Origin of the sequence: Desulfovibrio piger ATCC 29098, from assembly GCF_000156375.1 — a bacterium.
In the GTDB taxonomy this organism is placed as follows: domain Bacteria; phylum Desulfobacterota; class Desulfovibrionia; order Desulfovibrionales; family Desulfovibrionaceae; genus Desulfovibrio; species Desulfovibrio piger.
Genome location: NZ_DS996354.1, coordinates 19,366 through 38,767, shown reverse-complemented (window position 1 = coordinate 38,767; position 19,402 = coordinate 19,366). Strand labels below are relative to the sequence as shown.

Sequence of the window (19,402 nt, the reverse complement as noted above, 5' to 3'; positions counted from 1 at the left end):
CGCCCAACGTGTTCTGCTCATACCAGGAGGCATCATGGCTCCCCGTTCCACTACGGAAACGTTCTTCTTTTTCGGTGATTCCCTGACCCTGGGCGTCAATGACAATGCCATGCCCGGCGGCTGGGTCAGCCGCCTTGTGCTGCTGGGCTCCCAGGCCGGCTGGTACGACATGCCGCCCGCCACGTTCTACAATATGGGCGTGCGCCGCCATACCTCCACGGACATCGCCGTCCGCTGGCAGGCCGAAGTGGCGTCCCGGCAGATCCCCGGCACCATCAACCATCTGGCCTTCTGCCCGGGCGTGGTGGACATGTCCCCTGCCCAGATGCGGCCGGTGGACGAAGTCTGCGCCACGGTCATGCAGATGCTGGATCAGGCCTCGGCCTTGGGTCCGGTCTTGCTTATCTGCCCGCCTCCTGTTAAAGAGCCCGCCATGCGCCAGCGCATCGCCTCGCTTTGCGAAGCCTATGTGACGGCATGTGCCCGCAAGGGACATCCCTGTGCTGATGTGCACGCCGCTCTGGCGGCCTCGCCCGAGTACATGGATGATCTTGAGGATGGCCTGCATCCCGGCCCGCGGGGCGCTGCCCTGATGGCCCGTCTGCTGGCCGAAGACCCGGCCGTACGCCGCTTTTTTCTGACCGCCAAACAGGATGATTGATATGGGCTCCTGCCAGCCTTTCGTCGATGATGAACCTTTCGACAAGCGCGTGAAGACGCTTGCCGACAATGAATTGCTGGAGATCTGGGAAGAGACCCAGCAGCTGGAAGACCTGCTGCGCACCCAGATGCAGACCGACCTTGCCATGGCCCCCGAGTACGAGCGTCTCATCGTCAGTGAGCTGCAGCTGCGCAGCAACAGGGCTTTGCTGCACGTCCGCTAGCGTGCATTTTTGGGAGGACGTTGCGCCGATGCCCGAAAAGCCCTTGCGTTGACGGGTACGGGCTGCGGCCGTCATGCGGTCGTACTGGCGCAGGAAGGCGAGACCTCCAGTCCCCACATTCTCTCAAACAGGCGTTCTCAGGTCGGTCCCCTTGCGGGGCCGGCCTTCGTCTTTCCGCAAGCCTGCGTCCCACGAAGCCCCGCTCCCGTTTCCTGTTCGCAAATGGGAGAACGTACAGCCTGCTTCCGCAGCCTTGCACCTCAAGTCGCCCACCTTTCTTTCCAGAAGCCTCCTGCATTCGCAGCCCCCTGGATCCCTCATGGCAGCCCTCGGGATATCGGGCCGCACCTGGGTCCTCGCAGCCAAAAGCCATAAAAAAGGCCTGTGGCATCACCACAGGCCTTTCATCGTTTTCAGGTCACTACTTCAGGCTATTGCCCAAACGCCTTCTCCATGGCGTCTTCCAGGGTCCCGGCTGTGTAAACGTCACGCAGCACCAGCGGAGAAGAGGCCTGCTCTCCCGCAGGAAACAGGGCCGTCAGCGGTATGCTCTTGCTGCCCAGGGCCTCCAGCAGGCGGATGCCGTAGGCATTGACGCCCGTCAGGTCCACCCGGATCAGTTCCATGCCGTAGCGCGCACGCAGCTTGCGCATCCGTTCATCGGTCAGCACCGTAGCCTCCAGCACCTTGCAGTTGGGGCAGGAATCAGCCGTGAACTCCAGCAGCATGGCCTTCTGGCCAAGATCGGCCTGGAACTGTTCGGGGCTGAATTCCCGCCACTGCACCAGCGGTGTGGCAGGACGCAGGACCCAGATGAAGGAGCCTACCAGGATCAGGACCGTCAGGGCCCCGATGATGCGGCAGCGCAGACGGGGGGAGGCAGGGCCGCAGAACTGGCCCCAGAGCCAGGCCACCAGCGAAAGCACCAGCAGCACGCACAGGACCTGCATGTGCTTTTCCACCGGCAGGATGGAGAGCAGATACAGGGCCGTGCCCAGCAGGCAGAAGCCCAGGATGCGTTCAAAGACTTTCATCCAGTTGCCCGGACGCGGCAGGATGCGGGCCAGCTGGGGCCAGATGCTGAACAGGATGTACGGCAGGGCCATGCCCAGGCCCACGGCCCAGAAGACCACCATCAGGACCAGCAGCGGCTGCGTGAAGGCCCATCCCAGCACCCCGCCCAGCAGCGGACCGCTGCACGGCGTGGCCAGAAAGGTGGAGACCAGACCGGTCAGATAGGGCTGCAGACGCGGATTCTTGCTGTTGGCACCGGCCTTGAGATCGATGACCGGCAGGGTGAAGACCCCCAGCATGGAAAGGCCCATGAGAAAGACCAGCATCACCAGGCCCAGCAACAGGCTCTGCTGCTGGTAGAGCTGCCCCCAGATCATGTCGGCGGCGCCCAATACCAGAGCCAGCAGGGTGAACAGGGTCATGATGCCTGCGGAGAAAAAGAGGTTGTGCTCGCGAAAACGCCGCAGGCTCTCCTTGTCTCCCCTGCCGCCCATGAGCAGCAGGCCGCTGATCTTGAAGGTCAGCACCGGCAGGACGCAGGGCATGGCGTTGAGCAGCAGGCCCGCCAGGATGCCCACGGCAAGCGCCATGCCGAACCCCGATATCTCCACGGAGCCGTCAGCATATTGCGGCGTCAGCTCCAGGGCAAATCCGTCTGGGGGCGGCAGGGGCTTTTCGCTGCCCTCATCCTGCAGGGCGGCCAGCGGATCCTGCGCGGGGTCCGTGACGGCGCTCAGGCCGCCCGCTCCTCCCTCATCCATGGTAAAAGGCAGGCCGGAAACAGGGGCCGTGCCTTTGGAGAGCACGGGCGGCAATTGCCGCATCTCTTCCCAGCGGGCCTTCCAGGGCATCTCGTCCAGCACGGGCAAGGTATCCGGCACCTGGCCACTGATGCCCTGCGAGACCGGGAGGCAATTGCGCGAGGAACAGAGCAACATGCTCAGGACGGCCTCAAAGCTGCGATGCCGGGCTTCGTGCGGCAAAAGGACGAACAGGGTCGTGGGGCTTTCGTAGACATAGACGGTCGCATCAGGATCGAACAGATCCCGCTGCATGAAGCCCTGCGAATACCAGACAGGCAGACCGCTGCCGTCATCCAGACGGATGGAAAGCGTGGTCGGACGTCCGGCATCCCCTGATTCATGGGCATAGGCATGATAGCCCTGCGGGAATCCCATCTCCAAAGCCATGACGATGCCGTCAGGACCTTCAGCAAAATGCGGTTGCACGGATACGATGTCCGCCGCAGCGGATTCTTTCGTATCCATATGAAATATAAACAAAAATAAAACAAGCACCCCTATCAGGGCAGCAAAGTTCCGTGTTTTTTTCATCAAATACCTCTGGGAAGGCACTATAAAATCTTTTTTTTCTTTTAAAAGTGTTGACAGAGAGGGCACAAAAGGGTAGGTCTCTTTTTCGCGGATGGGTCATTAGCTCAATTGGTAGAGCAGCTGACTCTTAATCAGTTGGTTCGGGGTTCGAGTCCCTGATGGCCCACCATCCTGAAAATCGCATATATTTCCACGCTTGTGGGTCATTAGCTCAATTGGTAGAGCAGCTGACTCTTAATCAGTTGGTTCGGGGTTCGAGTCCCTGATGGCCCACCACCATGATACTAACCGCCTTTTGCGGATATCGTGGGTCATTAGCTCAATTGGTAGAGCAGCTGACTCTTAATCAGTTGGTTCGGGGTTCGAGTCCCTGATGGCCCACCACAAGATATCAACCGCCTTTTGCGGACATCATGGGTCATTAGCTCAATTGGTAGAGCAGCTGACTCTTAATCAGTTGGTTCGGGGTTCGAGTCCCTGATGGCCCACCATATTTCGCCCTTGCAGGAAACTGCAAGGGCTTTTTTTTGTGCCCATGGCCCTGCGGCATGTCTGCTGCCGCCCCTCCCGAATGCTCGCGTCCCGGTCGTCCCTGCGCCCTTTCGGCCCCTCCTCATGCTTTGACCTTCTTCAGAAGGTCCGTTCCCGCTCCCCGGCCGCCCAAGATCCGCACCTGGCCGGCTCTCCTGCCCCCAGGTCCTGACGTTCGGAGCTTGTTTCCCCCTCCCCTTTTCCCGATGCGGACGGCATAGTTTTTTGCCTTGCCGCAGAGGCGTTCTGCCCCCTTGTTCCACTGCGCCCCTGTCCCGGTTCCATGAGGATGCCGTTGCCGCGCCATATGACCATCCTGCGGCACAGCAAACAGTCATCCGGTATTGCTGCCCCTCGTGCCCCGTCGGAACGGATCCCACGCCCTCCCCTGCCCTGCCCCTGAAAAAACGAAGAGGAAGGAAAGCCGGGGCTTCCCTTCCTCTTGTCCAGCGCGGCTAGCACCGCGCATCACAGACGTTGTCTGATGGCTGTCGTCTAGTCCGCCACGTCGATCCACTGCAGGGCGCGGGACACGGCCTTCTTCCAGCCCTTGTAACGCTGCACCTGCTTTTCCTTGTCCGGAGAAGGCTCAAAAACACGTTCGATGTGCAGGCGGTTGCGCACGTCGTCCAGGCCGCTCCAGTAGCCCACGGCCAGACCTGCCAGGAAGGCAGCCCCCAGGGCCGTCACTTCCAGCGTGGCGGGCCGTTCCACATTGACACCCAGAATGTCGGACTGGAACTGCATCAGGAAGTTGTTGGCGCTGGCGCCGCCGTCCACACGCAGGGCCTGCAGCGGGATGCCGGAATCGGCCTGCATGGCTTCGATGACGTCCTTGCTCTGGTAGGCGATGGACTCCAGTGTGGCGCGGATGATATGACTGGCGTTGGTGCCGCGGGTCAGGCCCACGATGGCGCCGCGGGCATAGGGATCCCAGTAGGGAGCGCCCAGACCGGTGAAGGCCGGGATCACATAGACGTCGTTGGAGGTCTCCGCCTTGTTGGCGAAGTATTCCGTATCCCGGGCATCGTTGACGATCTTCAGCTCGTCGCGCAGCCACTGGATGGCGGAACCGCCCACGAAGATGGAGCCTTCCAGGGCGTAGCAGGCCTCGCCACGAGGACCGCAGGCCAGGGTGGTGATAAGGCCGTTCTTGGAACTGACGGCGGTCTTGCCGGTGTTCATGAGCATGAAGCAGCCGGTGCCGTAGGTATTCTTGGCCATGCCGTTTTCCACGCACAGATGGCCGAACAGGGCCGCCTGCTGGTCACCGGCGATGCCCGCGATGGGGATGCGCGTACCGCCCTTGCCGCCGATGTTGGTCTGGCCGTAGACCGTGGACGAAGGCTTGACTTCGGGCAGCATGGAACGCGGGATGCCCAGCATGGACAGGATGTGTTCGTCCCACTCCAGCTTGTGGATATTGAACAGCATGGTACGCGAAGCATTGGTATAGTCGGTCACATGCACGCGGCCCTGGGTCATGTTCCAGATCAACCAGGTGTCGATGGTACCGAACAACAGCTGTCCCTTCTCGGCCTTTTCACGGGCGCCGGGCACGTTGTCCAGGATCCACTTGATCTTGGTGCCGGAGAAATAGGGGTCCAGCAGCAGGCCGGTATTTTCCCGCACGTATTCCTCAAAGCCTTCGTTCTTGCGCAGTTCGTCGCAGATCTGCGCGGTACGGCGGCACTGCCAGACGATGGCATTGTACACGGGCTTGCCCGTATCCTTTTCCCAGACCACCGTGGTCTCGCGCTGGTTGGTGATGCCGATGGCCGCCACTTCGTCCGACGAGATGCCCACACTGGCCAGGGCTTCGGTCAGCGTGGAGCTCTGGGTGGCCCAGATCTGGCGGGGATCATGCTCCACCCAGCCCGGACGGGGGTAGATCTGGGGGAACTCGCGCTGCACCACAGCCACGATGTTGACGTCCTGATCCAGCACGACGGTGCGGGAACTGGTGGTACCCTGGTCCAGGGCGACGATATATTTGCCTTGCATAGCTTTTCTCCAGTGATGTTCAAAGGGAACCGGCAGGCACCGGCCTGCCCAGGATAACCGCAGAATGCGGCACCTGTCCATCAACCCTGCCGTCCAGGGCTTTTAGGCCTTGTCCTCGGCGGCCGCGTTGCGATCCAGGGCCACCACGATGATGCGCTTGTAGATCCAGCCGCCGATACAGGCCCCGATGATGGGCGCGATGAGCGGCACCAGGAAGTACGGCAGGCTCAGATTGTCATTAAGCGGATAGCCGGTCATCACATCCGTGCCCCAGCCCGCCAGAGCGGCGAACAGGCGCGGGCCGAAGTCACGCGCGGCATTCATGGCAAAACCCGTCAGCGGGCCGAAGCTGGCGCCGATGAGCGCCACCAGCAGACCGATGAGCAGACCGCCCAGGTTGCCCTTGGGAGCCGTATTGCGACCATCCACCAAGGCATAGATCAGGCACATGAGCACGGCCGTGATGACGAGCTCCACGAAAAAGGCCTGGAAAAAGGTGATCTTGGGATGGGGGAACGTACAGAAGACCCCGGCCAGCGCCGTCATCTTGGCAGGATCGCCCGCCGTGGCGGCCACGGCATCGACAAACAGGTTGTAATACATGGCATAGGCCAGAGCCGCAGCGCAAAAACCGGCCAGCATCTGCACCAGGATGTAGGGCACGACCTTGCGCTTGTCGAAATCCCCGAACAGCGCCAGGGCGATAGTCACGGACGGATTGAGGTGCGCGCCGCACACGCCGCCGCAAACATAGACGCCCATGGCCACGGCAAGGCCCCAGACGATGCTGATCTCCCACTGGCCAAAGCTGGCCCCCGCCAGCTTGAGCGCCCCCACGCAGCCGATGCCGCACAGCAGGAAGATGAAGGTGCCCAGAAATTCTGAAAGATAAATGTGCGTATTACCTGTTTTTTTCATAAACTCTCCACCATTGTTTCCCAATTCCTGCAAGAGAGCGAACGCTTTCTCCATAATGCTCTTACCGCTCTTTCAGGATCACCAGTTGTTCTGTGGCAGCACATCTACCACGCTATTGTGACGATTCTGTAACAAAGAGGAATGATTGTCTTTTATTTGTCACATCATTCCGCATCGCATGTACAGGTCACAAAAAACAGCCAGAACCTACAAAAAAACACCTGTCTGTGCAATATTGGCCTTGCTTCACGGCATGTCAGCATCTAGCATAGGCCGGACAGGAGGTTCGCCATGCCCAGCAAACTGGATCCCGATGCCCGTACCGGTGACAAACTGCTGCGTCTTTTCCGCAAGCTGCTCTTCGATAACAGGCGCCACTTCCAGCAAGATCTGGCCCGGGAGCTCAACTGCTCGCCCCAGACGGTCATCCGCCTGATGGAACAGATCGAAAGCGCCGTGGGCATCGCCCTGGAGATGGGCACGGAACAGCGCCGCCGCTGGTATCGCCTGGATCCCGGGGAAAAGGGGCATCTGGGCCTCGACTTCGAGGAGCTGCGCTTCCTGACCCTGTGCCGTCGCATGGCGGGGGGCATCCTGCCGGAACAGACCCTGCAGCGTGTGGACAGGACCATCCAGCGCCTGGCCATGCATATGGCGGATCCGCATTTCCAGGATCAGGACGATTTCGCCTTCTACATCAAGGGACGCATCAACTACACGCCCTTTGCGGACACCATCGAGCGCCTCGTCCAGGCCGCCCGCTGCCAGACCGTCTGCCGGATCCGCTACAAGGCCGTAGGCAAGACGGAACCACGGGTCCACCGCTTCATCCCCGTGCGCATGGCCGCCATGAACAATGCCCTGTATGTGCTGGGCGGCCAGCTGGGCGAAGAGGGGCTCGAAGTCGAACATCCCTGCACCCTGGCCGTCCACCGCATCCAGCATATGGAGCTGACCGGGGACCATGTCCGTTACAGCCGTGACGATGACGAACACGGCGGTTTTGGCCTGCCCTGGCACGAACCGCGAACGTTCCGCATCCGTGTGGCCCCCAGTGCCGCCGATTATGTACGGGAGCGCATCTGGACCGCCAACCAGCAAATCGAAGACTGCGAAGACGGCGGCCTCATCCTGACCCTGACCACCCGCAGCGAACCGGAACTGCGTGCCTGGGTCCGCAGCTTCGGAGATGCGGCCGCCCTGCTGGAAGACGGCACGCCCCGGGAGCAACGCTAAAACGCAGCCTTCTTCGGCCAACCTATCCGGTCTCCTGCGGAAACGGCAGGCGCCCCCTGCCGCCTCCACGCCCAGGATACGAAGAGATAAAAGGCGGCCCCTCTCCTGCGCATATGCCGGCAGGCATGCGCTCCCCGCTCTTGCCAGCCCTTTACATCCTGCATGCCTGTGCCTGCGGGAACAAAAAACAGGCATAAAAAAAGGACGTCCGAAGACGTCCTTCTTTCATGCCTGTCATCGATGGCCGCGCAGTCCGTACAGCGGCGGCCTATTCGTAAAGATCCGCGTCAGCTGGCATCCGCTCCCAGTAGACGCGGCCCTTTTTCTTGTATTTGCGCAACAGCACATAGACACTGCCGGGGCCGCCGTCATGCGGCTGGGCCGTGCAGAAGGCCAGCACCACACGCTTGAAGGGATCCTGGGTGAGCCAGGACTGCAACTTGCCGCGCAGTACGCCCACACCATCCGGGGAGTTCTTGCCGCGGCCGGGCACCACCAAGATGGTCCGCAGGCCCTTGTACCAGCTGCCGCGCATGAAGCCGCGCAAGGTCTCGAAAGCCTGCTGGGCATTGAGGCCGTGCAGGTCGAGATGCGCCTCGGGGCTCAGGCCGCCGGCACGCAGCTTGTTCATGATCATCTGGTCCAGCCCCACCACATGGCCTTCCATGTATTCGTCGGTCATGGACAGGGCGAACTCCAGCTTGCCGTCCAGAAAGTCCTGCAGGCTGGTATCCGCGGACGGCGGCGGGGTGCTCTGGGCCACGGCAGGAGGCACGTCCCGCCCCTTGCCCTGCAGGGGCGTCACCTGCTTCATGGCCAGCAAAAAGTCGTCTTCCTCCGAAGCCGCCACCACGGCTTCCAGCCCGGCTGCCGCATCCTCCGCCTTGCCGGTGGACGGAGCGGCAGTGACGGGCGCTGCCGGAGCCGCGGTCCCGTTCTCCTTGTGGGGGGCATTGCCTTTTTTCTTCTTTTCCTTGAGCTTCTTCACCTGCGGCATGGCGCACTGCTCTTCCATGGCAAAGCCGCTCTGCCCCGCTCCCTTGCCGCGGACGGCACTGCCATGAGCCGACTGGCGCTCCACATTGCTCATGGCGGACAGGAACAGGGAGGCGTCCTCATCGTCCGCAGGCGCGGCAGCCTGGCGTGTAATGCGCTTGCCGCGTTTTTCCGGCGCCGCCGGGGCACCCGTTTTTTTCTGCTGCGGGAAACGTCCTTTTTCCAGCGCCTTGAAAGGATTGTTCTTGAAGCTGTTGTCGTCGGTCATGGGAGCCCCCTGTTGCTGAAAAAAAAGCCGCGGCAGGACCGCGGCTTTTCTCATTGGATCAAAAAAACGTCTACTGCTGGGCAGGCTGGGCCGCAGGAGCGTCCGCAGCAGGAGCCTCAGCGGCGGGAGCTTCGGAAGCCGCAGGGGCCTCAGGAGCATCGGCAGGGGCGGCAGCATCAGCCGGAGCAGCCGCAGGAGCTTCGCTGCTGGCGGCAGGCTGAGCCGGAGCGGCAGCTTCGGGAGCGGCCGCGGGCTTGGCAGGCACATCTTCGATGGTCAGGGGTTCCACCTTGAGCACGGCGGATTCATCGCTGGGACGCGAGCTGGTCACATAGGTGTAGCTCAGCGAGGTCACCACGAAGACCACGGCCATGAAGGCGGTCATCTTGGCCAGCATGCCGCCGGCACCGCTGCTGCCGAACACAGAGGTATTGCCGCCACCGAAAATGACGCCCATACCTTCCTTGCCGGCCTGCAAGAGAATGAGAATGACGAGCACCACACAAACAATGATATGAAGCGTCAGAATAAGGGTCTGCACAAGAGCCTCCCAAGGGCACGACGTAAATGAAGAACTTCAGGCCTAGGCCCGGATAATCTGCACAAAACTTTGCGCGTCCAAAGAAGCGCCACCTATCAGAAGACCATCCACATTGTCAAGTCCGATAAGGTTACCGGCATTGGCCGGTTTGACGCTCCCACCATACAGGATCGGGATCCTGTTGCCGGTCTCGCCCAGGCGCTCGCACAGCAGGCGGCGCACCACGGCATGGGTGGCCAGCACTTCGTCGGGACCGGCCACCTTGCCGGTACCGATGGCCCACACGGGCTCATAAGCCACGGCAAAGCGGCCTTCCAGCGCGTTTTCCCCGGCGGGCAGGCCGCTGTCCAGCTGACGGCGCAGCACGTCTTCCAGCTGGCCGGATTCGCGCTCTTCCAGCTTTTCTCCGATGCAGAGCATGACCTTGAGGCCCTGCTCCAGGGCAAAGGCCGTCTTGCGGCCCACCAGCTCATCGGATTCGCCCAGCACATGACGGCGCTCGGAATGCCCGGTCAGCACCCAAACCGCACCGGCGTCCTGCAGCATGCGCGGCGAGATCTCGCCGGTGAACGCCCCTTCCACAGCAGGCCACACGTCCTGCGCACCGGCCTGCGCCTGCGAAGCGGCAAAGGCATCCGCCACGTCGGCGATGGCCGTGAAGGGCGCGAACACCACGACCTCGTGCGGGGCCGGCTGTTCGTTCAGGGCAGCAGCCACGGCAGCGGCCGTTTCGCGGGCTTCCTGCCGGGTCTTGTACATTTTCCAGTTGGCAGCGATGATCTTCTGCATGGAAATATCCTCTCTGTCAGTCCTGCGGTGCCAGATCACACTGGTAGATCAGGGCATCCTCGCCGGTGTCCGCATAATAGCGGGGCCGTTTGCCCACCCGGACGAAGCCGCATTTCTCATATAAGGCGATGGCCGGGGCATTCCCGGTACGGACTTCAAGCAAAGCCCTGTTGATACCTGTTTTTTCGGCTTCTTGCAAGGCTGTGCGCAAAAGCCGTTCGCCCAATCCCTGCCGCCGTGCACCGGGCAGGACGGCCAGGTTGAGCACTTCCAGCTCGTCCGCCGCCTGGTAGAGCGAAATATAGCCCTGCAACACGCCCGCGTCTTCCAGCCCGTAGGCCACGAAGGCCTGCTGGCCAAAGGCGGCACGGCACTGCTCCTCGCTCCACGGCAGGGAAAAACAGGCCGCCTCCAGCGCCTGCATGGCGGCGGCATCCCCGGCCGTCAGACGGCGGGGGGCCGTATCCCCGGCAGGCAGGCTCATGCGGGGCGCCTTTCCGCCTGCACGGGCGTCACGCCAGCCAGCAGATGGCGGAGTTCCTTGTGCACCAGGCCGTTGCTGGCCATGATCTCGTCCCCGAAGGAATACGGGCGGCCATCCAGCGTCGTGACGCGTCCGCCGGCTTCTTCCACCAGCAGCCAGCCGGCAGCCACATCCCAGGGCTTGAGCAGCATCTCGTAAAAGGCATCCTGCCGTCCGGCGGCCACATAGGCCAGATCCACCGAGGCGGCCCCGAGACGGCGCACGCCCTGGGCCTTGGGCAGCACCAGGGCCAGACGGGCCAGCACATCGTCCAGACGTTCGGCGATGGCATAGGGGAAGCCCGTGGCCACCACGGCATCGGACAGGGTCCCGGCCGTGCTCACATGGATGGGCTCGCCGTTGCGAAAGGCGCCCATGCCCAGGCCGGCCCAGAAACATTCATCCATCATGGGCACGTTCACCACGCCCAGCACCACATGACCGTCCGCCCAAAGGGCCACGGACGTCCCCACCTGGGGGATGCGGTGCACGAAATTGGTGGTGCCGTCCACGGGGTCGATGATCCAGCACAGGGGCGACGGCTCCTGCCCGGCCACACAGCTTTCCTCGGCCAGGAATTCGGCCTGCGGCAGCAGTTCTCCCAGACGTTCCTTGAGGAAAGCCTCCACGGCCACGTCCGTTTCCGTCACCAGGTCGATACTGCCCTTGTGCCTGACGGCATGCGTTTTTTCCCACTGGCGGCGGATGATGTCGCCGCTCTCGCGCACGACGTCCACCACATCCTGCAAAAATCGGGCTGTCAGCATGAAACGATATCCCAAGACCGGCCCCCTGCCCGGCAGGGGCGCACGGCAGTTGCGAGGACAGGACGCACGGCGGCCATCCCGGCCGAAAACACGCCCGCCCTTCTGGCATGGCACGCGCCACGGCCGCAAGAACCAGGGCAGACGCCCGTCCCTGTCCTAATTGATGAAAATCCCTTCGTAATCCTCGCGGTACAACATGGCCTGGGCCGTCCCGCGCAACACCGTGGTCAGGGGATCCTTGTCCACCGTGACCTTCAGATGCGTCGCCCGGGCGATACACTGATCCAGACCGCGCAGCAGGGCCCCGCCTCCGGCCATGAGCAGCCCGTTGTCGTAAACATCGGCGGCCAGTGCCGGCGGCGCCTTCTCCAGCGCGCGCAGCACGGTATCCACCACGGCCTGGACGGGATCGTGCAGGGCCTCGCAGATGTCGCCCTCGGTCACGGTCACCACCCGGGGGCCGCCGTAGACCAGATCCTTGCCGGACACTTCCAGCCGCAGGCTGTTGTTCTGGGGCAGGGCCGCACCAAGGATCTTTTTGACGTTCTCCGCCGTGTTCTCGCCCACTTCGAGACGAAAGACCTCACGCAGGTAATGCTGCACGGCCAGGTTCATGGCATCACCGGCCACGCGTACCGACTGCGAGACCGCTATGCCCGTCATGCTGATGAGCGCCACTTCGCTGGTGCCGCCGCCGATATCCAGCACCAGGTTGCCCAGGGGCTCCTGCACGGGCATGCCCGCCCCGATGGCCGCGGCCATGGGTTCTTCCACCAGGGACACAGAACGTGCTCCCGACAGCATGGCCGCATCGATGACGGCTTTTTTCTCCACCTGGGTGATGCCCGTGGGGATGCAGATCACCATGGACGGTTTGACCAGACGCAGGCCGGAGATGCACTTGCCCACGAAATGAGCGATCATCTCGCGGGTGATGTCGAAGTCGGCGATGACGCCGTCCTTCATGGGGCGTATGGCGCAGATGTTCTGGGGCGTGCGGCCCAGGTACTCCTTGGCGGCGGCCCCCACGGCCAGCACTTTGCGGCTGGACGCGTCGACAGCCACCACCGAGGGCTCATTGATGAAAATGCCATGCTTCCTGGTGTACAGCAGCGTGTTGGCTGTACCAAGATCCATGGCAATGTCCTGGGTCAGGAACCTGCTGAAAAATCGGGACAGCATGGCTTAAGGATTCTTGACGGGCGGCACCGGAGCGGTATCAGGATCGTAACGGCGGGGGCCCTGGCTGTGGACCGTGCCCTGCGGCAGCAGGGAACGCAGACGCACCCGCAGGTACAGATTTTCGAGGAACAGCGCCAGGTGGTCCACGGCCTGACGCACGAAGGAGCGCAGGGACTCGTCGATGCTGCGCGTGGACGTATGGGCCAGGCACAGCACGCCACGCGTGCTCTTGTTGATCTGTACGGGCAGGCAGATGATGGCCTGGAAATCGGGCATGCCCGGCAGCTTGCCGAACAGCATGGTGGACGGAGCGCCTTCCAGCCCTTCGTTGATGACGGGCTGGTCGTTGCTGAAGACCCAGCCGGCGATGCCGCTGCCCACGGGCAGGACCATGGGTTCGCCGTTCTCCAGCACCAGACGGGCGGATTCACATTCCACGCAATAGCTCTCGCCGGGGACGTCCACCGAAGCGAAGGCACAGTAGTCGAAGCCCGTGGCATCGACCATGGTGCGCACATAGTTCTGGATGAACTGCGACCAGCGGCGATAGCGGAAGCGCAGCTCCTGAATCACGGCCAGCTCGGCGAAATAGCGGGGGATGTCACCGGCCATCTCCTGCCGGCCCTTGCTGGCCTGCTGGCGGGAGACCAGCTCGGCAAAAAGTTGCAGCAGCTTGTAGTCCCTGTCAGTAAAGGAATACTGCCGCTTGCTGTCCACGCACAGGGCGCCGCCCGTGGGCACGGGACAACCCATGAATGCCTTGATGCCGGCTTCCTCGCCTTCCCGGTAATAGCCGAGCTTGTGCTTGTGCTGGTCGAAATTGGGGACCAGCATCTGCTGGCGGTTGCGGATGATCCAGTCTACCAGGCTCCCCGAAGAGAGCATGGCCCCCTGCTCCACCCCTTCGCCAAGGCTGAAAGAAGCCGCGAGATAATGCTCCTCGCCATTTTCGGAGGGCAGGAAAAGGACGGCGGAGTAGGCATCGAAAACACTGCAGACGATGCTGAGGATGTGTTGTTCAAGAGTATTGGCAGTCATGTCGGTACGCGTTTGATGGTGGGCCCGGGCAACAGCTCCGGGACTGACGCACGGAAGTGTACCAAAGCCGCATAGCGCCCGCAACAGCTTTTCGTCCGCACCGGCGGACCGGCGGGCAAAAACGACAAATACCGGGGGCGCCTCTGGAAATTCCCCACAAAAGCAGTTACTCTTTACAGAGAATCGGGTAAGGTTGCACATGATCAAGTGGCAGGAGATCTTCAGCAAGGACGGCTTTCACTGGCAGGATGCCTATACGACATCCGAGCCGGTCGTCATCGCGCGTCTTGACGAGCTCAAGCGCTTCCTCGATGCCGTGCATATCCGCTTCTGCCTGGTCAAGCCCTACCAGGAACACAAGAACTATCCGCTGGTGGAAGGCCGCGAGCTGTTGCCCTCGTTCGACAACGACATGTTCGAATACAAGGACCTGCCGGGCTTCTCCATGGTGGCCTTTGCCCGCCAGCTGGACTATTTTTCCGAGACTTTCCAGTTCGACAAACTGCATCCCATCGTCATGGAAGCCGACGGCGCCTGCTGCCCGCTGGAAAACCAGGTCCTTGCCCGCAACGTGCAGACCCTGGCATCCCGCCTGCCGCGCATGCACCAGGACATCTTCCGCCAGCAGTTCGCCAATGCCGACACCGTGATCCTGGACAATTACCCCTCGCTCATGCCCTATCTGCTGGCCATGGACAGGGCCCAGGTGCTCGCCCTCGATGCGGACCGGCAGTTCCATCTGGCCGGGGTCTTCGCCTCCTTCCCGTCGGACATCGACAGCGAGCTCAAGCGCTTCGGCATGCGCATCGGCAAATTCGTCTACGGCGACAGCGAGATCTACGAACGCAACCGCATGTTCGTCTACCAGTACCTGATGGAGCTCTACGGTTTCCCCATCGTCTCGGAACGCCGCACCTCCAGCGCGCTCTTTGCCCGCAAGCTGCACAAGCTGGGCGAGCATTTCATGCTGCGCGTCCTGGGCCAGACGGACCGTACCATCACCACCTATACGTCCACGGGCCAGAGCACCCGCTATCCCCTGCTGGAAAAGATCGCCCTCATCTCCGTGGACGAGGACCAGGAAGAGGCTCTCGAGACCCTGGAAAAGGGCGGCTACTTCCTGGACCGTGACCGCCGGGTCGTCATCATCCGCGTCACCTACCGGCAGCACCGCTTCGATGCCAGCAACGTGCAGCAGGACCGCGCCCTGTCCGTGGCCTGGCAGGAGATCCTGCATCCGCTCACCGGCGCGCCCCTGCCCGGCCTGAACATCATCAAGGATACCTCCAACATGTTCCTGCGCCTCAACGACATCGTGCGCGGCGAGTATACCGGCCGCATCGTCTTCAAGCGCACGGAGATCGTGGAGAACACCGATACCGACGAGAAGCGCCTCAAGTTCCTCTATGCCTGGCTCACCAAGCACCAGCGGCGCATGATAGGCTACAGCGACGACTTTTTCGCCAAGGTCAGCCGTGTGCTCAACGGCTACCTCTATTCGCCGGACAATGACGATGCCTTCAGCAACATGCGCGAGCTGCACCGCGAGGTCTGCACCCGCTTCAGCTATATCCAGCAGGCACGGCGCGTCCGCATCCTCGAGGACCTGGCCCAGCGCAAGGCCAAGGTGGGCCGCATGGGCTACCGCCAGATGATGCGCGAGGCCCTCGAACTGCTGACGGACCTGAAATTCGAGATCGTCAACTTTTTCCCGGCACTGGTGGACGGCATCGTGGACAGCGTGGAACGCATCCTTTCCGATGCCTACCTGCGCCGCACCTACATGGAACCTCCCGAGTCCCGGCTGACCAAGGCCGGTCTGGAGATACGCAAGAATTACGGCCGTCTCGTCTCGCTGCAGGACGGCTTCAAGGCCGTGCGCCGCGCGCGGACGGCAAAAGGATCCAACGCATCATGAGTCTGCACCGCTTTTATCTTCCTCCCGAACAATGGGCCCACGATCTCTGGCTGGAAGGCCAGGAAGCCAAGCATCTGGTCCAGGTGCTGCGACTGGCCCCGGGCGAGGAAGTCCTGCTGCTCGACGGCCAGGGCCGCAGCGGCCGTTTCGCCATCGCCGAGACCGCCAAGAAAAAGGCCCGTCTTATCCTGCAGGAAGAACAGATGGCCCCCGCGCCGGAATCCCGTGCCGTCATGGCGCTGGCCTTCAGCAAGGCCGTGCGCCGCGGCTTCTTCATGGAAAAGGCCGTAGAGCTGGGCGCCCATGCCATCTGGCTCTGGCAGGGCGATCACAGCCAGGGCAAACTGCCCGCCGACGCCGCCGAGTCCTGCCGGGGGCAGCTCATCGCCGGCGCCAAACAGTGCGGCAATCCCTGGCTGCCGCAGGTGGAGGCCCTGACCGGCGGCGTGGACGAACTGGTCCGCCGCGCCGCCACTGTCGACTGCCGCATCCTGCCCTGGGAGATGCAGGACACCGTGAACATGCTCACGCCCCGGCTGGCCGGACGCCCCGGTACCACCGTGTACGTCATCGGTCCCGAAGGCGGCTTTTCCCAGCGGGAGCTGGACAGCCTGCGGGCGGCGCAGTTCACCTTCGTCAGCCTGGGGGCCCGTGTGCTCCGTTGCGAGACCGCCGCTACCCTGTGCCTAGGCCTGCACTGGTGGGCCTCCCATCTGGCGGATCCGGCGGAATAAAGGACAGCCATGACCGCACAGAAGCCCCTGCCGGAGCGCATGCGCCCCGACGATCCCGATCTTTTTCTCGGGCAGAGCCATCTGGCAAGCCGTCTCAAGTCGCTCATGGCGGCGGAGCGCCTGCCCAGCCTGCTGCTTTTCGGCCCGCCGGGCTGCGGCAAGTCCACACTGGCCCTGCTGCTGGCACGTTCCCGCAAGCGCCCCTATCTGCGTCTCAGCGCGCCGGAAGCGGGCTTGCAGCACCTGCGCCGTTCCCTCAACGGCATCGAGATCCTGGTGCTCGACGAACTGCACCGCTTTTCCAAAGCGCAGCAGGATTTTTTCCTGCCGCTGGTGGAATCGGGCGAGCTGACCCTGCTGGCCACCACGACGGAGAACCCGTCGTTCAGCGTCACCCGGCAGCTGCTCTCGCGCCTGCACGTGCTGCGCCTGCGCCCCCTGGGACGCTCGGAACTGATGGAACTGGCCCGGCGCGGTGCCGAACAGACGGGCGTGACGCTTGGCGACGAGGTGCTGGACATCATCACCGCCGCGGCTCACGGGGATGCCCGTACCCTGCTCAACCTGGTGGAATACGCCGCTTCCCTGCCCGAGGAGATGCGCGAGCCCGAGCAGCTCAAGTCGGCCCTGCCCGAAGTCATGATGCGTCATGACAAGGACGGCGACAGCCATTACGAGCTGGCCTCGGCCCTCATCAAATCCATCCGCGGCAGCGATCCCGACGCGGCTCTGTATTATCTGGCTTGCCTGCTGGAAGGCGGCGAGGACCCGCGCTTCATCTGTCGCCGTCTCATCCTTTCCGCCTCGGAGGATGTGGGCCTGGCCGACCCCAATGCCCTGCCCCTGGCCGTTTCCTGCCAGCAGGCCGTGGAATTCGTGGGCATGCCCGAAGGTTTCATCCCTCTGGCCGAAACGGTGGTCTATCTGGCCCTGGCCCGCAAGAGCAACAGCAGCTATGCCGCCTATCTGACCGCCGCCCGCGAGGTCAAATACAACGGAGCGCGGCCCGTGCCCCTGCACCTGCGCAATGCCAGCACGCAGTTGCAAAAGGAATGGGGCTACGGCAAGGAATACAAATATCCCCACAATTACCCCGACGGCTGGGTGGAGCAGGACTACCTGCCCGCCGAGCTCGTGGGACGACGCTTTTACCAGCCCCGCGACATGGGCGACGAAGCCCGCCTGAGCCAGTGGTGGCGCAAGATCCATAAAATCAGAAAAACGGAAGAATCCTGATGCAGCAGTATCAAGAAGGGGTCGTAGAGGCCCCGTTCGGCGATCTTTCCACCTATGTCAGCACGGCCCCGCAGCTGGGCGCTCCCGCCCGTTTCCCGGCCCTGAAATTCTATAGCAGCCTGCTGGCGGGCCCCGTGCTCTGGCTGTGCCGCAAAGCCGCCAAAGGTCTGTGTGATGACAGCGCCTGGGTCCACGCCAGCCTGCGTGTGACGGAGCTCATCGAGCGCGTGGGCTGCCCGGTGAGCATCGAAGGCATGGAGAACATCTCCGCCACGCGCGGCCCCTGCGTCTTCGTGGCCAACCACATGAGCACGCTGGAGACCTTCATGCTGCCCGGCATCATCCGGCCCCACCGGGCCGTGACCTTCGTGGTGAAAAAGAGCCTAGTCAGCCTGCCCGTCTTCGGGGCCGTCATGCGTTCCCGCGATCCCATCGTGGTGGGCCGCACCAATCCCCGCGAAGACCTGACCGCCGTGCTGGAAGGCGGCGTGGAACGCCTGAAGAAAGGTATCTCCATCATCGTCTTCCCCCAGAGCACCCGCACCCCGGATTTCGATCCCCAGCACTTCAACACCATCGGGGTCAAGCTGGCCCGCAAGGCCGGTGTGCCCGTGGTGCCGCTGGCCCTCAAGACCGATGCCTGGGGCACGGGGAAAAAGCTCAAGGAACTGGGCCCCATCAAGAGCGGCCTGCCGGTACGGTACAAGTTTGCCGCGCCCATGGACATCCACGGCAATGGCCGCGAGGAGCAGGCCTTCATCTGCGATTTCATCAGCTCCCATCTGGCCCGCTGGCGCAAGGAAGACGGCGTCAACGCCTAGCCGTGTGCCTCTGCGCGGCAGGCGGTCGATACACAAAGGGCGGACCCTTTCGGGCCCGCCCTTTTTCATACGCGACGTTGCGAGGGATTATTCCGCCGGAGCGTAGTAGCAACGCTTGGGCGACATGACCTTGCCTTCCTTCTTCAGTTCGGCAATGGCCTTGCTGACTTCCTTGGAGTCCACCCCCAGTTCCTTGGCGATATCACCAGGACGCAGGGGCTTGCCGGCATTGACCAGGACTTCCAGTACCTTATTTTCCATGGGCTGTTTTCCTCCTTGAGATGTGCGTATGCACGTTGCGGGGGGCTCTGACCTGTCCGGGAAGACGGGCCCGGGCCGACGTCTGCCTTGTAGCACAGAGCCCGCGGCCTGAAAAGAGCTCTGACAAACGGCCCTCTCGTGCTTTGCGGCACAGCGCGAAAGGATGCCGGATGCACTGATACAGGTCCCTGACAACGCCATTACACAAAGCAAAAAAGGCGACCAGTAAAACTGATCGCCTGAATTTGCATGGTGCGCCCGAAGAGATTCGAACTCCTGGCCTACAGGTTCGTAGCCTGTTGCTCTATCCAGCTGAGCTACGAGCGCGTCGTGAGAAGCTATGTATAGAAAACAGCTCACGGAGTCAAGCGTTTAGCAAAAGAATTTTTCAAAAAAATAAAAGAATG

The 19,402-nt window shown here is 62.5% G+C and carries 17 protein-coding genes, 5 tRNA genes and 1 pseudogene; 11 read left to right on the top strand and 12 right to left on the bottom strand.

Translation table 11 applies throughout. The annotated features are described in order from the left end of the window. The first annotated feature begins 34 nt into the window (after positions 1–34). A complete protein-coding gene (locus tag DESPIG_RS02260) occupies positions 35–661 on the top strand; it encodes a GDSL-type esterase/lipase family protein (protein WP_006004546.1) in 627 nt (208 codons plus the stop codon). Between the two features lies 1 nt (position 662). Further along, positions 663–884 (top strand): hypothetical protein, encoded by a 222-nt coding sequence (locus DESPIG_RS02255; protein ID WP_040369113.1) that lies wholly within the window; start codon positions 663–665, stop codon positions 882–884. A gap of 431 nt (positions 885–1,315) precedes the next feature. Here the strand turns inward: DESPIG_RS02255 and DESPIG_RS02250 are convergent, their stop codons facing one another. After that, a complete protein-coding gene (locus tag DESPIG_RS02250) occupies positions 1,316–3,166 on the bottom strand; it encodes a protein-disulfide reductase DsbD family protein (RefSeq protein ID WP_248623534.1) in 1,851 nt (616 codons plus the stop codon). 159 nt (positions 3,167–3,325) lie between these two features. On the opposite strand from DESPIG_RS02250, the gene DESPIG_RS02245 reads away from it, so the two are divergent. The 4 genes from DESPIG_RS02245 (at position 3,326) to DESPIG_RS02230 (ending at position 3,723) form a co-directional block, all read left to right on the top strand. Continuing rightward, positions 3,326–3,401: transfer RNA gene (locus tag DESPIG_RS02245), tRNA-Lys, on the top strand. Positions 3,402–3,432: 31 nt separating this feature from the next. Then, positions 3,433–3,508, top strand: a tRNA-Lys gene (locus DESPIG_RS02240). 32 nt (positions 3,509–3,540) lie between these two features. Then, a tRNA-Lys gene (locus tag DESPIG_RS02235) sits at positions 3,541–3,616 on the top strand. A gap of 31 nt (positions 3,617–3,647) precedes the next feature. Next, positions 3,648–3,723: transfer RNA gene (locus DESPIG_RS02230), tRNA-Lys, on the top strand. Between the two features lie 535 nt (positions 3,724–4,258). Here DESPIG_RS02230 and glpK read toward each other — a convergent pair. Then, complete coding sequence (gene glpK, locus DESPIG_RS02225) at positions 4,259–5,767, bottom strand: glycerol kinase GlpK (protein ID WP_006004540.1); 1,509 nt, start codon at positions 5,765–5,767, stop codon at positions 4,259–4,261. Between the two features lie 102 nt (positions 5,768–5,869). Beyond that, on the bottom strand, positions 5,870–6,685 hold the full coding sequence (locus DESPIG_RS02220; RefSeq protein ID WP_040369111.1) for an MIP/aquaporin family protein: 816 nt from the start codon (positions 6,683–6,685) through the stop codon (positions 5,870–5,872). Between the two features lie 291 nt (positions 6,686–6,976). On the opposite strand from DESPIG_RS02220, the gene DESPIG_RS02215 reads away from it, so the two are divergent. After that, entirely contained in the window at positions 6,977–7,921 is a 945-nt protein-coding gene (locus DESPIG_RS02215) for a helix-turn-helix transcriptional regulator (RefSeq protein ID WP_006004537.1), read from the top strand. A 268-nt stretch (positions 7,922–8,189) separates the two neighbouring features. Here the strand turns inward: DESPIG_RS02215 and DESPIG_RS02210 are convergent, their stop codons facing one another. From DESPIG_RS02210 to DESPIG_RS02180, 7 genes and pseudogenes are all read right to left on the bottom strand, one after another. Further along, complete coding sequence (locus tag DESPIG_RS02210) at positions 8,190–9,185, bottom strand: Smr/MutS family protein (protein WP_040369109.1); 996 nt, start codon at positions 9,183–9,185, stop codon at positions 8,190–8,192. Between the two features lie 169 nt (positions 9,186–9,354). Next, a pseudogene (secG, locus tag DESPIG_RS02205) lies at positions 9,355–9,726 on the bottom strand (preprotein translocase subunit SecG); the annotation flags it as partial. A 42-nt stretch (positions 9,727–9,768) separates the two neighbouring features. After that, positions 9,769–10,515 carry a triose-phosphate isomerase gene (tpiA, locus tag DESPIG_RS02200; protein ID WP_006004534.1) on the bottom strand — a complete coding sequence of 249 codons (747 nt, stop codon included), beginning with the start codon at positions 10,513–10,515 and terminating at the stop codon, positions 9,769–9,771. Positions 10,516–10,531: 16 nt separating this feature from the next. After that, on the bottom strand, positions 10,532–10,999 hold the full coding sequence (gene rimI, locus DESPIG_RS02195; RefSeq protein WP_006004533.1) for a ribosomal protein S18-alanine N-acetyltransferase: 468 nt from the start codon (positions 10,997–10,999) through the stop codon (positions 10,532–10,534). Next, positions 10,996–11,805, bottom strand: a complete 810-nt coding sequence (locus tag DESPIG_RS02190; protein WP_006004532.1) for an inositol monophosphatase family protein — start codon at positions 11,803–11,805, stop codon at positions 10,996–10,998. The genes rimI and DESPIG_RS02190 overlap by 4 nt, the downstream gene beginning before the upstream one ends. Positions 11,806–11,961: 156 nt before the next feature. Next, the gene (mreB, locus tag DESPIG_RS02185) at positions 11,962–12,987 is read right to left on the bottom strand and encodes a rod shape-determining protein (protein WP_006004531.1); all 1,026 of its coding nucleotides are present in this window, start codon (positions 12,985–12,987) and stop codon (positions 11,962–11,964) included. 3 nt (positions 12,988–12,990) lie between these two features. Beyond that, complete coding sequence (locus DESPIG_RS02180; RefSeq protein WP_006004530.1) at positions 12,991–14,025, bottom strand: GAF domain-containing protein; 1,035 nt, start codon at positions 14,023–14,025, stop codon at positions 12,991–12,993. Between the two features lie 199 nt (positions 14,026–14,224). Here DESPIG_RS02180 and DESPIG_RS02175 point away from each other — a divergent pair, with 199 nt between their 5' ends. From DESPIG_RS02175 to DESPIG_RS02160, 4 genes are read left to right on the top strand one after another with little or no spacing between them, the layout of a single operon-like run. Continuing rightward, complete coding sequence (locus DESPIG_RS02175; RefSeq protein WP_006004527.1) at positions 14,225–15,943, top strand: hypothetical protein; 1,719 nt, start codon at positions 14,225–14,227, stop codon at positions 15,941–15,943. Continuing rightward, positions 15,940–16,677 (top strand): 16S rRNA (uracil(1498)-N(3))-methyltransferase, encoded by a 738-nt coding sequence (locus DESPIG_RS02170; protein WP_006004525.1) that lies wholly within the window; start codon positions 15,940–15,942, stop codon positions 16,675–16,677. Before DESPIG_RS02175 ends, DESPIG_RS02170 begins: the two co-directional genes overlap by 4 nt. A gap of 9 nt (positions 16,678–16,686) precedes the next feature. Next, positions 16,687–17,913 (top strand): replication-associated recombination protein A, encoded by a 1,227-nt coding sequence (locus DESPIG_RS02165; protein WP_006004523.1) that lies wholly within the window; start codon positions 16,687–16,689, stop codon positions 17,911–17,913. Next, positions 17,913–18,734 carry a lysophospholipid acyltransferase family protein gene (locus DESPIG_RS02160; RefSeq protein ID WP_006004521.1) on the top strand — a complete coding sequence of 274 codons (822 nt, stop codon included), beginning with the start codon at positions 17,913–17,915 and terminating at the stop codon, positions 18,732–18,734. The genes DESPIG_RS02165 and DESPIG_RS02160 overlap by 1 nt, the downstream gene beginning before the upstream one ends. 87 nt (positions 18,735–18,821) lie before the next feature. On the opposite strand, the gene DESPIG_RS02155 is transcribed toward DESPIG_RS02160, so the two are convergent. Together DESPIG_RS02155 and DESPIG_RS02150 are read right to left on the bottom strand one after the other, a co-directional pair. Continuing rightward, the gene (locus DESPIG_RS02155) at positions 18,822–18,995 is read right to left on the bottom strand and encodes an HTH domain-containing protein (RefSeq protein WP_006004519.1); all 174 of its coding nucleotides are present in this window, start codon (positions 18,993–18,995) and stop codon (positions 18,822–18,824) included. Between the two features lie 250 nt (positions 18,996–19,245). After that, positions 19,246–19,322, bottom strand: a tRNA-Arg gene (locus DESPIG_RS02150). Positions 19,323–19,402 lie beyond the last annotated feature (80 nt).

What these genes read in the sequence shown, in the direction of transcription:
- DESPIG_RS02180 (WP_006004530.1), bottom strand. Translation starts at nt 14,025, where the DNA reads ATGACTGCCAATACTCTTGAACAACACATCCTCAGCATCGTCTGCAGT.
- mreB (WP_006004531.1), bottom strand. Translation starts at nt 12,987, where the DNA reads ATGCTGTCCCGATTTTTCAGCAGGTTCCTGACCCAGGACATTGCCATG.
- DESPIG_RS02250 (WP_248623534.1), bottom strand. Translation starts at nt 3,166, where the DNA reads ATGGATACGAAAGAATCCGCTGCGGCGGACATCGTATCCGTGCAACCG.
- tpiA (WP_006004534.1), bottom strand. Translation starts at nt 10,515, where the DNA reads ATGCAGAAGATCATCGCTGCCAACTGGAAAATGTACAAGACCCGGCAG.
- DESPIG_RS02170 (WP_006004525.1), top strand. Translation starts at nt 15,940, where the DNA reads ATGAGTCTGCACCGCTTTTATCTTCCTCCCGAACAATGGGCCCACGAT.
- DESPIG_RS02220 (WP_040369111.1), bottom strand. Translation starts at nt 6,685, where the DNA reads ATGAAAAAAACAGGTAATACGCACATTTATCTTTCAGAATTTCTGGGC.
- rimI (WP_006004533.1), bottom strand. Translation starts at nt 10,999, where the DNA reads ATGAGCCTGCCTGCCGGGGATACGGCCCCCCGCCGTCTGACGGCCGGG.
- DESPIG_RS02175 (WP_006004527.1), top strand. Translation starts at nt 14,225, where the DNA reads ATGATCAAGTGGCAGGAGATCTTCAGCAAGGACGGCTTTCACTGGCAG.
- DESPIG_RS02155 (WP_006004519.1), bottom strand. Translation starts at nt 18,995, where the DNA reads ATGGAAAATAAGGTACTGGAAGTCCTGGTCAATGCCGGCAAGCCCCTG.
- DESPIG_RS02210 (WP_040369109.1), bottom strand. Translation starts at nt 9,185, where the DNA reads ATGACCGACGACAACAGCTTCAAGAACAATCCTTTCAAGGCGCTGGAA.
- glpK (WP_006004540.1), bottom strand. Translation starts at nt 5,767, where the DNA reads ATGCAAGGCAAATATATCGTCGCCCTGGACCAGGGTACCACCAGTTCC.
- DESPIG_RS02160 (WP_006004521.1), top strand. Translation starts at nt 17,913, where the DNA reads ATGCAGCAGTATCAAGAAGGGGTCGTAGAGGCCCCGTTCGGCGATCTT.
- DESPIG_RS02260 (WP_006004546.1), top strand. Translation starts at nt 35, where the DNA reads ATGGCTCCCCGTTCCACTACGGAAACGTTCTTCTTTTTCGGTGATTCC.
- DESPIG_RS02165 (WP_006004523.1), top strand. Translation starts at nt 16,687, where the DNA reads ATGACCGCACAGAAGCCCCTGCCGGAGCGCATGCGCCCCGACGATCCC.
- DESPIG_RS02215 (WP_006004537.1), top strand. Translation starts at nt 6,977, where the DNA reads ATGCCCAGCAAACTGGATCCCGATGCCCGTACCGGTGACAAACTGCTG.
- DESPIG_RS02190 (WP_006004532.1), bottom strand. Translation starts at nt 11,805, where the DNA reads ATGCTGACAGCCCGATTTTTGCAGGATGTGGTGGACGTCGTGCGCGAG.
- DESPIG_RS02255 (WP_040369113.1), top strand. Translation starts at nt 663, where the DNA reads ATGGGCTCCTGCCAGCCTTTCGTCGATGATGAACCTTTCGACAAGCGC.